Genomic DNA, 12,040 nt, shown 5'->3' with positions numbered 1-12,040 from the left:
CGGTGCGCGCGCTCGGCGACGTCCTCGACGGTCAGGCCGAAGGCCAGCAGCTCCCGGATGGCCCGGATCCGTACGATCTCGGCCCGGCCGTACTCGCGCTGGCCCGAGGGCGAGCGCGGCGGCGGGCGGAGCAGGCCTCGCTGTTCGTAGAAGCGCAGTGCCCTGGGTGTGGTGCCCGCCGCTGCCGCGGCGTCGCCGATCCGCATCCTCGTCCTCCCGCCGTCCCCGTCTAGAGCTCGACGATCAGGGCCCCGAAGGCCTCGCCGTCGATCAACCGACGCAACGCCTGCGGCGCCCGATCGATGCCCGCGACGCGGGTGCGGGGGGCGGTGATGAGGCCCGCGCGCAGCCAGGCGCCGAAGCGCTCGCGCCACTCGGCGTCCAGTCCGGGCTGGTCGGTGCCCCGGAATCCGCGCAGCGTCACGCCCTTGACGATCAGCGGGCGGACGTCCAGGACCGCGGGTGCGGTGCCGCCCTGTCCGTCCGGCGCGAGCTGCCCCGACAGTGCTCCGACCAGGGCGAACCGTGCGCCCGGCCGGGCCGCGGCCACGGCGGCGGTCAGCTGCTCGCCGCCGACCGTGTCCAGCAGGACGTCGATCCCGTCCGGCGCGGCCTCGGCGAGCTGCTCCACGAACGGTCGCCTGCCGCGCATCAGCACGGCGTCGTAGCCGAATTCGGCGGTGAGCCGGGCGGCCTTGGCGGGCGAGCCGGTGGTACCGATCACCCGGGCCGCGCCGAGCAGCCGGGCCACTTGGCCGGCCAGGCTGCCGACCGCCCCCGCCGCGCCGGTCACCAGCACCACGTCGCCGTCCCGCACCCCGGCCGTGCGGGTCAGCCCGCCGTAGGCCGCGCTGCCGGGGGAGAGCAGGGCGAGCGGGTCCGGCCAGCCGGCCTCGACGGCCGTGAACCCGGCGGCGTCCGCGACCGCGTGCTCCCGCCAGCCGTGCACGTGCGTGACCAGGTCACCCGGGCGCAGCGGGCCGTCCGCGGGCGCGGCCAGCACCTCGCCGAGTGCCGGCCCGAACAGCGCGTCCCCGGGCCGGATCGGGGGCAGCGGCGTGCCGGTGGCCTCGCGGTTGATCAGGGTGAGCAGGCCGGGGAAGACCTGGAAGGCCCGGTTGCGGACGAGCACCTCGCCCGGTCCGGGTGCCGGCAGCGGCTCCTCGGCGACGGCGAAGTCCCCGGGCTCGGGCAGCCCGGCGGGGTCGGCGGCGAGCCGGACGACGCGGGTGGTGGCGGGCGGCGGGGTGGCGGGCAGCGGCATGGTGGGCCTCCTCGGGTGGACGCGGCAGGGGCTCCGCCGCGGTGCCGGGACGCTAAACCCTGACGCGCGGGTCAGGGGCAAGTCCCGCGGGCGCTCTGACGGGCCGTCTTCTAGGCTCACCCTCGGAACGACAGTTCGAAGCGCAGCCGCACCGAGAGGCAGTACCGCCATGACCGAGCAGGCACCCGAGCCGTTCGAGCCCGTCGACGAGGACTGGGGGACGGCGCTCGCCGTCGTCGCGCACCCCGACGACATGGAGTACGGCGGGGCCGCCGCCGTCGCCCGCTGGACCGGGCAGGGCAAGAAGGTCGTCTACGTGATGGTCACGAGCGGCGAGGCCGGGATCGACTCGATGGCGCCCGAGGAGTGCGGGCCGCTGCGCGAGGCCGAGCAGATCGCCTCGGCGGCCGTGGTCGGCGTCGACACCGTCGAGTTCCTCGGCCACCCGGACGGCATGCTGGAGTACGGGCTGGCGCTGCGCCGCGACATCGCCCGCGCGGTGCGCCGGCACCGGCCGGACATCGTCATCACGAGCAACTTCCGTGAGACGTACGGCGGGACGATGCCGAACCAGGCGGACCACATCGCGGTCGGCCGGGCCACCCTGGACGCCGTCCGGGACGCGGGCAACCGGTGGGTGTTCCGCGAGCTGGTGGCGGAGGGGTACGAGCCGTGGAACGGCGTCCGGCAGGTCTGGGCGGCCTCCTCACCGGACGCCCGGCACGCGGTGGACACCACGGACACCTTCGACCTGGGCGTCGCCTCGCTGGAGGAGCACAAGGCGTACCTGGCGGGCCTGGGCGGCTGGATGGCGGACCCGCGCGAGTTCCTGGAGGGCTTCGGCCGTGGCGCGGGCACCCGGCTCGGAGTGCGCTTCGCCGTGCCGTTCGAGGTGTTCCCCCTGCGTTAGCCGTCGTTTGCGTCGTCGCCGGCGTCGTCCTCGCGGCGCCGGCGCCGGTAGCGCACCACCTGGCGGACCAGGAGCGCGGCGACGAGGATCCCGAGGCCGATCGCGAACCAGAGCTGGTAGCGGATCGCCGTCCGGTACACCGCGCCGATGTTGGCGCCGGCGACGTACCCGAAGGTGCCCCACGCGCCCGTCCACAGCGCCGCGCCGATGACGTTGAAGACGGCGAACCGCCGCCACGGCATCTCGGTGGTGCCGGCGATGATGCCGTTGGTCTGGCGCAGCCCGTCCACGAACCGGGCCACCGCGACGACCTTCCCGCCGTGCTTGGCGAAGAAGCCGTCGGCGCGTTCCATCCGGGCCGGGGTGAGCAGCACGTAGCGGCCCCAGCGGTGGACGAACGCGCGCCCGCCGGTGCTGCCGATCAGGTAGCCGAGGGAGTTGCCGAGCGTGGCCGCGGCGAAGGCGATCACCAGGACCGCGGCGAAGTCGAGGTGCCCGCTGCCGGCGTAGACGCTGGCGAGGATCAGGATGGTCTGCCCGGGCACCGGGATGCCGCAGTTGTCGAGCAGCACGAGCAGCGCCACCGCCAGGTACCCGTAGTGGTCCAGCAGTGGCGCGAGCCCGGCGAGTGCCCCGGGCAGCGGGGTCGCGGGGGCGGACACCGCTCCTCACCACCTCGCCCGGGTCGGGGACGGGGCGGCGGGCGCGTTGGTCAGCGGTCCGCCCGGAGGGACTGCGCGGGTTCGATGTTGCAGTCGGGGCCGGGGTAGATCAGGCCTTCGTGGCCGTCGTCGAAGCGGACGACGTACGGCGGTTCGCCGTTGAGGCCGCGCACCTCGGTGATGATGCCCTTCTGGTCCGTCATTCCCACCGACCTGCTGTGGATGTGGAGCTGGTCACCTACCGCTGCGTGCATGGGTCTGCTCCTCGGGTCCTGGTGGCCGCGTCGGCGGCCGGTCTGTTTCCACTGTGCTGCGCGGGGAGCGGCGCCGCAACGCCTCGGGCGCACGGGACGGGAGGTTCGGAACGCGGTTACGCGAGCTGCTCCGCAAGGTAACTGCGCACCAACCGCTTGCATTCGGTGATCAGCGCCGGGTCGCCGTCCGGGTCGCCGCGGAAGGCGAGCTTGAGGACCGCGTCGGCCGCCTCCAGGGCGACCCGCAGGGCGAGCGTGAGGGCGGCGGGGTCGGTCGCCGCGAAGAGTTCGCCGCCGAGGGCCTGGAGGCGCAGCGCGACGGCGGTGTTGTTGTCCACGTCCGTGTCGAGCAGGTGCTGCCCGTTGCGGACGCCGGGCGGGACGGCGGCGCCTGCGAGCCCGAAGTCGAGCTGCCCGAAGCCGGGCACGGAGCGCTTCATCGCGACGAACTCCTCCACCGCCAGGTCGGTGAACCGGGCCGGGCCGACCGGGGCGGCCTGCGCGAGCCGGTCGTCCAGCCGCTGGAGGTAGTGGTCGAGGTTGCGGCTCGCGAGCGCGGCGAGCAGGTCCTCCTTGCCGGCGAAGAACTGGTACAGGGTGCCGATCGGCACCTGGGCGCGGGCGGCGACCTCCTTGGTCGTGAGCGCGGTGGGGCCTACCTCGTCGAGCAGCCCGGCGCAGGCGTCCAGGATGCGGCCGTACCGCTCCTGGCTGCGCTGCTGGACGGGCTTGCGCCGTCCGGGGGGTAGGTGACTCCTCGTGTTCGCGCTCATGGGGTCACTGTGCCGCATCCGGCCTGGTGGGGGCGAATCAGTGGGGGACCGGCGGCTCCCCGGGCACCGCCCCCGACACCACCCCCGGGAAATGATTGACAAACTCAACCTTTCACGTCTAGCGTCGGTATTGCTTCAAGTGATGAAACATCGATGCGCGCAAGCCATCCCGAAGGACCGCGAGACTCCCATGACCGCACTGTCCGACTCCTCCGCCACCGCCCCCGCCGAAGGCACCCCCGCCTCCGCCCCCGCCGAGGACATCCCCGCCGCCGTCGCCCGGCTGCGGGCCGCGTTCGCCACCGGCCGCACCCGGCCGCTCGCCGACCGCCTCGACCGCCTCGCCGCGCTGCGCGCCCTGCTCACCGAACAGGCCGAGGTGTTCCAGGAGGCCCTCCGCGCCGACCTCGGCAAGAGCGCCGCCGAGTCCTACCGCAGCGAGATCGGCTTCACGCTCAACGAACTCGACCACACCGTCGCGCACCTGGCCGAGTGGCTGCGCCCGCGGCCGGCCGCCGTCCCCGAGCCGTTCCGGCCCGCCGAGGCCACCGTCGTCCGCGACCCGCTGGGCGTCGTGCTCGTCATCGCGCCGTGGAACTACCCGCTCCAGCTGGCCCTTTCGCCGCTGGTCGGCGCCCTGGCCGCCGGGAACACCGCCGTCGTCAAGCCCAGCGAGCTCACCCCCGCCACGTCCGCGGCGATCGCCGAGCTGCTGCCGCGCTACCTCGGCGAGACCGTGGCCGTCGTCGAGGGCGGCGTCCCGGAGACCACCGCCCTGCTGGAGCAGCGCTTCGACCACATCTTCTACACCGGCAACGGCACGGTCGGCCGGATCGTCATGGCCGCCGCGGCCCGCCACCTGACCCCGGTCACGCTCGAACTCGGCGGCAAGAGCCCGGTCGTGGTCGAGCCCGGCGCCGACCTCGCCGTCACCGCCCGCCGGATCGCCCGCGGCAAGTTCCTCAACGCCGGCCAGACCTGCGTCGCCCCGGACTACGTGCTGGCCATCGGCGACACCGCCGCCGAACTGGAGAAGGAACTCGCCGCCGCCGTCCACGAGTTGTACGGCGACGACCCGGCCACCGCCGAGCACTACGGACGCATCGTCAGCGAGCGCCACTTCGACCGGCTCACCGCCCTGCTCGGCGACGGCCGGACCGTCACCGGCGGCACCCACGACCGCGCGGCCCGCTACCTCGCCCCGACCGTCCTCGCCGACGTCGAGCCCACCGCCGCGGTGATGCAGGACGAGATCTTCGGCCCGATCCTGCCCGTCCTCACCGTCCCCGACCTGGACGCGGCGATCGCCTTCATCAACGAGCGCGACAAGCCGCTCGCCCTGTACGCCTTCACCGAGTCGGCCGAGACCAAGCGCCGCCTGGCCGAGGAGACGTCGTCGGGCGCGCTCAACTTCGGCCTGCCCGTCCTGCACCTGGCGATGCCCGAGCTGCCGTTCGGCGGCGTCGGCGGGAGCGGCATGGGCCGCTACCACGGCGAGTACTCGATCGACACGTTCAGCCACCTCAAGGCCGTCGTCGACAAGCCCCTCGTCTGAGCCCCGTTCCTTCTGCCGTCCCTCTGGAGAACTCCCCTAATGACCCCGCTCGACCACAGCGCCGCCGTAGCCGCCGAGACCGCCCGCTTCGTCGGCGCCGTGCGGGCCGCCGACCCGGCCACCCCGGTGCCCACCACCCCCGGCTGGACCCTCGCCGACCTCGTCCGCCACGCGGGCAGCGTCCAGCGCTGGTTCACTGTCCTGCTGCGCCAGGGCATCCAGCAGCCGCCCACCAGCCGGGACGTCGACCTCAAGCTCCCCGAGCAGGTCGAGGCGTACCCGGACTGGCTGGCGGAGGCGGTGGCCGAGGCCGGCGAGACCTTCGCCGCCACCGACCTCGACGCCCCGATGTGGGCCTGGGGCGCCGACCAGCACGCCCGCTTCTGGGTGCGCCGGATGCTGTTCGAGACCCTCGTCCACCGCGTCGACGCCGAACTCGCCCTCGGCGGCAAGGCCGACATCGCGCCGGACCTCGCTGCCGACGGCGTCGACGAGTTCCTCACCAACCTGCCGTACGCGTCGTTCTTCGCCCCGGGCACCGCCAAGCTCCGCGCCGAGGACCGCAGCATCCGCTTCACCCGCACCGACGGCGACGGCACCTGGCTCGTCCGGCTGCGCCCCGACGGCTTCGGCCTCGCCCCCGCCGGCGAGGCCACCCCCGCCGGCGAGGCCACCCCGGCCGACGCGACGATCTCCGCGAGCGCCGCCGATCTGCTCCTGCTCCTGTACGGCCGCATCGACCACACCTCGGCGGCCGTCACCGTCGAGGGCGACGAGGCCCTGCCGGCCCTCTGGTTCGCCAACTCGGCGTTCTGACCGGCGGATTCACCGCTGCTGTCGGGGTACTGTCGGCCGCCCCGGGCCACTCCCGGCCCGGGGCGGCCGTGTCGTACCGGCGTCCCGTCCGACCTGTTCATTGTTGATTGGTTCATGGCAAATTGCGCAGCTTCGCGCAGGTCGTGATCTCGGCCCGGGCGGTGGGTCGTTCGGGAATCACCCAGGGCTGCGCAGGTGTCGTGCCCCGGGGCTACACTCCGGTCATGCTCAAAGCTGATCGCGCCGCACGGATCCTGTCCCACATCTCGGAGGCCGGGAGCGCGGATGTGCACGCGCTCGCCGAGCTGCTCGGGGTGTCGGGGGCCACGGTGCGCCGGGACCTCCAGGAACTGCACGACCAAGGGCTGCTGCACCGCACCCGCGGTGGTGCCGTCACCGGGGCGGTCAACCTCGAACTGCCGCTGCGGCACCGCAGCGAGAAGCAGCAGGAGGAGAAGCGCCGGATCGCCCGCGCGGCGGCCGAACTCGTGCCCGAGGGTGCGGTCGTGGGCCTCACCGGCGGCACGACGACGAGCGAGCTGGCCCGGGTGCTGGCCGAGCGCGGCGGCGTCACCGTCGTGACCAACGCCGTCAACGTAGCGGCCGAGCTCATCGTCCGCCCCGAGATCCGGCTGGTGGTGATCGGCGGCATCGCCCGCTCGGCGAGCTACGAGCTGATCGGCCCGGCGGCCGAACGGATGCTCTCCCAGTACCACTTCGACGTCTCGTTCGTCGGCGTCGACGGCCTCACCCCGCACGAGGGCTGCACGACGCACGACGAGATGGAGGCCCAGACCGACCGCGCGTTCCTGCGCAGCAGCGCGCGGTCGGTGGTCCTGGCGGACAGCACCAAGGTCGGCCGGGTCACCTTCGCGTCGATCTGCCCGCTCGCCGAGGTGCACGACATCGTGACGGACACCGGCATGACGGACGCCCAGGAGAAGGCCATCACGGACTGCGGGGTGCACGTCTTGCGAGTGTGACGGTCTTCGGGTGTGAACGCCCGTCCTGCATCGGCTACTTGACGGAACCGGCGGTCAGGCCCGAGACGACGTGCCGTTCGATCACCGCGAAGAGGACGACGACCGGCACGATCGCCACGAGCGACGCGGCGAACACCTGGTTCCACTGCACGCTGTAGGCGCCGATCATGTTGTTGATCCCGACGGTCAGCGGCTGCCGGTCCGGGGAGGTCGTCAGGGTCAGGCCCATGATGAACTCGTTCCAGGCCGCGATGAACGTGAAGATCACCGCCGTCACCACCCCGGGCAGCGCCAGCGGCAGCGTCACGCGCCACAGCGCGCCGAGCCGGCCGGTGCCGTCGATCCGGGCCGCCTCCTCCAGCTCCACCGGGATCGCGGCGATGTAGGCGCTCAGGATCCAGATCGCGAACGCCAGGTTGAACGCGGCGTTGGCGAGCACCAGGACGAGGATCGTGTCCAGCAGGTCCAGTGTGTAGAACTCCCGGTAGAGGCCCACCTGGAGGGCCGTCGGCTGGAACATCTGCGTGACGAGGACCAGCAGCAGGAACGCCTTGCGCCCCCGGAAGCGTACCCGGGCCGTGTAGTACGCGGCGGGCAGCGCGACCAGCAGCACCAGCAGTGTCGAGCCGGCCGCGACCACCAGGGTCACCTGGAGGTTCTGGCCGAGCGTCGTGTCGCGCCAGACGGCGGTGAACGACGACCAGTCGAAGTGGCCCGGCAGGTAGCCGTTGTCGCGCAGCTCGCCGGACGGGCGGCCGGCGGTGACGAGCATCTCCAGGTAGGGCAGCAGGAAGAGCGCCGCCAGCGCCCAGGCGGTGGCGGCCAGCAGGGCGGTCCTGGTGGTGCGGGCGCCGGAACGTTTCACTGGCTCTCCTCCTCGTTCCAGCGGCTGACCCTGAGGAAGAGCAGCACCATGACGATCACGACGGCGAAGTTGACCACCGACATGGCCGCCGACTCCGCGACGTCGTAGCCGCGCAGCATGTACATGAACACGGTGGTGGTGGCCGTGTCGGCGTTGGGCCCGCCCTGGGTCATGCCCCAGATGACGGGGAAGGAGTTGAAGACGTTGATCAGGTTCACCACCAGGGCGACCAGGAACGCCGGGCGCAGCAGCGGCAGCGTCACCCGCCGGTAGGTCTGCCAGCGGGACGCGCCGTCGACGCGCGCCGCCTCGTACACCTCGGCGGGCACGGTCTGCAGGCCCGCCAGCAGGGTGTAGGTGGTGAACGGCAGGGAGACGAACACCGCGACGGCGACGAGCCACGGCTTCGCGTGCGCCGCGTCGCCGAGCCAGGCCTGCGGGCGGTCGATCAGGCCGAGGTCGACCAGGAGCCGGTTGAGCACCCCGGCGACCTGGTCGAGCATCCACCGGAAGCCGATCGCGGTCATCAGCACGGACGCCGCCCACGGCGCGATCAGCGCCCACCTGGTGATCCGCCGGCCGGGGAACTCCTGGTCGAACAGCTGGGCCAGGGCGAGGGAGAGCAGCATCGTCAGGCCGACGACGGCGACCGTCCACACCACCGTCCAGCCGAGCACCTCGGGCAGCCGCGGATCGGCGAACAGCTTGCGGTACTTGGCCAGGCCGGCCGCGCCGTGGTCGGTGCCGGTGGTGTCGATGCGCCGCAGCGACGTGCGGACCATCTCCACCACCGGCCAGACGACGACGGCGAGGATCAGCAGGACGGCGGGCGCCAGCCACGGCACCGGGCCGAGGCGGCGCAGCGGGTCTTGGCGATGCCGTTGGTTCCGGCGTGGGCGGGGGATCGGAGCGCGGGGCACGGTCACTGGCCGGCCTGGACGGCGGCCTGCTGGAGGGCGTCCAGCGCCTTCTTCGGGTCGCTCACGGCCGTCCCGATCTGCGTCTTGACCTGGGCCGAGACGCCGGGCCAGGTAGGGTCGCTGAGCGGGTAGAAGGTGGCGGTCGGCAGGATGCGCAGGAACGGCGCGAGCGCCTTCTCGTCGGGGTCGGCCTGCAGGACGGTGAGCGCGGACTTCGTGACCGGCAGCAGGCTGTACTCCTTGGCGAACTTCACCGTGCTGTCCTTGGCGTAGGCGAAGTCGAGGAACGCCTTGATCTGGTCCTTGTGGCCGCCCTTCTTGAAGGCCATCACCCAGTCGGCGACGCCGAGCGTGGACGGGCTGACGGCGTCTTTGCCGGGCATCGCGGTCCAGCTGACGTCCATGGTCTTGACGTCGCCCAGGAGGGTCGGGATGCCGTTGAGCATGCCGACCTTGCCCGAGGTGAAGTCCTTGGTGAGGTCGGTGCGGTTGACGGCGGCCGGGCTCTGCTCGGTCAGGCCCGCGTCGACCCAGGACTTCAGCTGGGTGAAGGTGGCGACGTTGGCGGGGGAGTTGATGGCGTACTTGCCGCTCGCGTCCTGGTAGCCGCCGTGGTTGCCGAGCATCCAGATGAACGACTCGCCCTGCGCCTCCTCCTTGCCGAGCGGCACGCCGAGCGGCACCTCGACGCCGGCCCGCTTCAGGGCGGTCGCGGCGGCGGTGACGTCGTCCCAGGTCTTCGGCGGGTTGGCCGGGTCGAGGCCGGCCTTGCGGAAGAGCGCGTTGTTGATCAGGAACATCCGGGCGCTGGAGACGAACGGGATGCCGTACTGGGTGCCGTCCTGGACGCCGGCCTTCGCGAGGGCGGGGACGAAGTCGTCGGCGGTGGCGGGGGAGAGGACGTCGCCCGCCGGGTAGAGCATGCCGTTCTTCGCGTAGTCGGCGTAGCCGCCGGTCTGCAGGAGGTCGGGCTGGTTGCCGTTCTGGACCATGGTCTTGACCTGGGTGTCGAGGTCGTTCCAGTTGATGACCTGGAGGTCCACCTTGACCTTCGGGTTCTGCTGCTCGAAGGCGGATATGACGCCCTGCCAGTACGCCTGGCTCGGGTTCTGCCCGTTGGAGCCGTAGTCGGCGGCGACGAACCGGATCGTGGTGACGCCGTCGGCGGAGGTGCCGCCGGAGCCGGAGCCCTTGCTGCACGCCGACAGGGCGAGCGTGCCGGCCAGGGTGGCCGCTGAGAGGGCGAGGAGAGGCCGCTTCATTCCTGGACCGCCTTTGCGAGTCGACCGTACTGCGTGAACTGCGTGAAGTTGTGCGATCGCGCGGATCGTCGATCATTTTCGATCAGCAGCGTGCCCAGAGTGTGCCCCCTTGGCGACGGCCATGGCGGGCGCGTTATCGAAGTGTTGCCGTACGTTTTGCCGCGCGTGTGCCGTACCTGTGCCGTACGGGCTGCGATCCGAAGGCGGTCTTCCGTGTGAGTGGAACTGCGTGTAACCTCGCCGCCGGTTGCTCAATCTTGCTCTGTTGAGCATGAAGCGCAACAGATTTGAGCATACGTAGCAGAGTTGCGGGAGCTGTTGGCGCCGTAGGCGGGGAGGCCCTTGTGAGTCATGTCGAACGTGAGATCGCCGCTCAACCGGACTGCTGGCGGCGGGCGTTGGAGCTGGAACCGGCCGGACTGCCCGAACCGGGCGAGCGGGTGGCCGTGATCGGCTGCGGCACCTCTTTCTACGTCGCCCAGGCGTACGCGTCGCTGCGCGAGGCCGCCGGACACGGCGAGACGGACGCGTTCCCGGCCTCCGAGTTCCCGGCCGACCGCCGCTACGACAGGCTCCTCGCCCTCAGCCGCTCCGGGACGACGACCGAGGTGCTGACCGCGCTCTCCCGCGCCGACCGGACGCCCCGCACCGCGATCACCGGCGACCCCACGACGCCGATCAGCGCCCTCGCCGACACCGTCGTCGACCTGGCCTTCGCCGACGAGGAGTCCGTCGTCCAGACGCGCTTCGCCACCACCACCATCGCCCTCCTGCGCGCCCGGCTCGGCCACGCACCGGCCGACCTGCCCGCCCAGGCCGAGCGCGCACTGGCCGCCGAGCTGCCCGAAGGCGCCCTCGGGGCACGGCAGTTCACCTTCCTCGGCACCGGCTGGACCTCCGGGCTCGCGCACGAGGCGGCGCTGAAACTGCGCGAGGCCTCCGGGTCGTGGGCGGAGTCCTACCCCGCGATGGAGTACCGGCACGGCCCGATCAGCGTCACCGCGCCCGACACCGTCGTCTGGTTCTTCGGCGAGCCGCCGACCGGCCTGCTCGACCAGGTCCGCGCGATCGGCGCCGCCACCTCCGTCACCGGCCTGGACCCGCTCGCCGACCTGATCCGCGCCCAGCGGCTCGCCGTCGAACTCGCCAAGGCCCGCGGCCTCGATCCCGACAAGCCGCGCCACCTCACCCGGTCGATCGTCCTCACCCGGCCGTGAACACGGTCATCGCCCTCGACGTCGGCGGCACCTGGATCAAGGGCGGCGCGGCCGGCCCGGACGGCCGCCTGCGAGCCGTCACCCGCCGCCCCACCGGGGCCGAGCACGGCCCGGAGGCGGTACTGACGACGGTGCTTGCCACGGCCCGCGAACTCGCCGACCACTACCGTCCGGTGGCGGCCGGACTCGCGATCCCCGGCGTCGTCGACGAGGCGGCCGGCCGCGCGGTGCTCGCCGCGAACCTCGGCTGGCACCGCCTGCCCGTCCGCGACCGGCTCGCCGAGGAACTCGGCATCCCCGTCGCCCTCACCCACGACGTCCGGGCCGGCGGCCTCGCCGAGGCCCGGCTCGGGGCGGGCCGGGGCAGCGCCAACTTCCTGTTCGTCCCGGTCGGCACGGGCGTGGCCGCGGCCCTCGTCCTCGACGGCCGCCCCCTGACCGGCAGCCACGCGAAGGCCGGCGAACTCGGCCACCTGCCCGTCGAACTCGCCGCCGGAGAACCCTGCGGCTGCGGCGCCCGCGGCTGCCTGGAGACGGTCGCCTCCGCCGCCGCCATCGC

Annotated in this window: 14 protein-coding genes; 6 read left to right on the top strand and 8 right to left on the bottom strand. The window is 72.7% G+C overall.

The genetic code is table 11. The annotated features are described in order from the left end of the window. Positions 1-206: MerR family transcriptional regulator (locus AB0O00_RS18885; protein WP_363653157.1), on the bottom strand; the 206-nt coding region annotated here is incomplete at its 3' end. Between the two features lie 23 nt (positions 207-229). Further along, entirely contained in the window at positions 230-1,264 is a 1,035-nt protein-coding gene (locus AB0O00_RS18880; RefSeq protein WP_363653155.1) for an NADP-dependent oxidoreductase, read from the bottom strand. 169 nt (positions 1,265-1,433) lie between these two features. On the opposite strand from AB0O00_RS18880, the gene AB0O00_RS18875 reads away from it, so the two are divergent. Next, positions 1,434-2,174, top strand: a complete 741-nt coding sequence (locus AB0O00_RS18875; RefSeq protein WP_363653153.1) for a PIG-L deacetylase family protein — start codon at positions 1,434-1,436, stop codon at positions 2,172-2,174. Here the strand turns inward: AB0O00_RS18875 and AB0O00_RS18870 are convergent. The 3 genes from AB0O00_RS18870 to AB0O00_RS18860 form a co-directional block, all read right to left on the bottom strand. After that, on the bottom strand, positions 2,171-2,836 hold the full coding sequence (locus tag AB0O00_RS18870) for a DedA family protein (protein ID WP_363653151.1): 666 nt from the start codon (positions 2,834-2,836) through the stop codon (positions 2,171-2,173). The two genes, AB0O00_RS18875 and AB0O00_RS18870, sit on opposite strands and share 4 nt — an antisense overlap. A 50-nt stretch (positions 2,837-2,886) precedes the next feature. Continuing rightward, a complete protein-coding gene (locus AB0O00_RS18865; RefSeq protein ID WP_363653149.1) occupies positions 2,887-3,090 on the bottom strand; it encodes a DUF1918 domain-containing protein in 204 nt (67 codons plus the stop codon). Positions 3,091-3,206: 116 nt separating this feature from the next. Continuing rightward, positions 3,207-3,863 (bottom strand): TetR/AcrR family transcriptional regulator, encoded by a 657-nt coding sequence (locus AB0O00_RS18860; RefSeq protein ID WP_363653147.1) that lies wholly within the window; start codon positions 3,861-3,863, stop codon positions 3,207-3,209. Positions 3,864-4,053: 190 nt separating this feature from the next. Between AB0O00_RS18860 and AB0O00_RS18855 the strand changes: the two genes are divergently transcribed. The 3 genes from AB0O00_RS18855 (at position 4,054) to AB0O00_RS18845 (ending at position 7,217) form a co-directional block, all read left to right on the top strand. After that, positions 4,054-5,418 (top strand): aldehyde dehydrogenase family protein, encoded by a 1,365-nt coding sequence (locus AB0O00_RS18855; RefSeq protein ID WP_363653145.1) that lies wholly within the window; start codon positions 4,054-4,056, stop codon positions 5,416-5,418. 39 nt (positions 5,419-5,457) lie between these two features. Beyond that, positions 5,458-6,234 carry a maleylpyruvate isomerase family mycothiol-dependent enzyme gene (locus tag AB0O00_RS18850; RefSeq protein WP_363653143.1) on the top strand — a complete coding sequence of 259 codons (777 nt, stop codon included), beginning with the start codon at positions 5,458-5,460 and terminating at the stop codon, positions 6,232-6,234. Between the two features lie 224 nt (positions 6,235-6,458). Further along, positions 6,459-7,217: a DeoR/GlpR family DNA-binding transcription regulator gene (locus AB0O00_RS18845; RefSeq protein WP_363653141.1), complete on the top strand. Its 759-nt coding sequence runs from the start codon at positions 6,459-6,461 to the stop codon at positions 7,215-7,217. 34 nt (positions 7,218-7,251) lie between these two features. Here the strand turns inward: AB0O00_RS18845 and AB0O00_RS18840 are convergent, their stop codons facing one another. From AB0O00_RS18840 to AB0O00_RS18830, 3 genes are read right to left on the bottom strand one after another with little or no spacing between them, the layout of a single operon-like run. Next, positions 7,252-8,082, bottom strand: a complete 831-nt coding sequence (locus tag AB0O00_RS18840; RefSeq protein ID WP_363653139.1) for a carbohydrate ABC transporter permease — start codon at positions 8,080-8,082, stop codon at positions 7,252-7,254. Then, positions 8,079-8,987: a sugar ABC transporter permease gene (locus AB0O00_RS18835; protein WP_363653159.1), complete on the bottom strand. Its 909-nt coding sequence runs from the start codon at positions 8,985-8,987 to the stop codon at positions 8,079-8,081. The genes AB0O00_RS18840 and AB0O00_RS18835 overlap by 4 nt, the downstream gene beginning before the upstream one ends. Positions 8,988-9,004: 17 nt before the next feature. Then, the gene (locus tag AB0O00_RS18830) at positions 9,005-10,264 is read right to left on the bottom strand and encodes an extracellular solute-binding protein (protein ID WP_363653137.1); all 1,260 of its coding nucleotides are present in this window, start codon (positions 10,262-10,264) and stop codon (positions 9,005-9,007) included. Between the two features lie 344 nt (positions 10,265-10,608). Between AB0O00_RS18830 and AB0O00_RS18825 the strand changes: the two genes are divergently transcribed. Together AB0O00_RS18825 and AB0O00_RS18820 are read left to right on the top strand one after the other, a co-directional pair. Next, positions 10,609-11,481, top strand: coding sequence for a sugar isomerase (locus AB0O00_RS18825; RefSeq protein ID WP_363653135.1), 873 nt, complete (start codon positions 10,609-10,611; stop codon positions 11,479-11,481). Further along, a partial coding sequence (locus tag AB0O00_RS18820; protein ID WP_363653133.1) for an ROK family protein occupies positions 11,478-12,040 on the top strand: 563 nt, incomplete at its 3' end. The genes AB0O00_RS18825 and AB0O00_RS18820, both read left to right, overlap by 4 nt.

Source organism: Kitasatospora sp. NPDC093558, assembly GCF_040683475.1.
In the GTDB taxonomy this organism is placed as follows: Bacteria; Actinomycetota; Actinomycetes; order Streptomycetales; family Streptomycetaceae; genus Kitasatospora.
The sequence above is the reverse complement of the archived record's forward strand: the minus strand, read 5'-3'. Positions and strand labels throughout refer to the sequence as shown.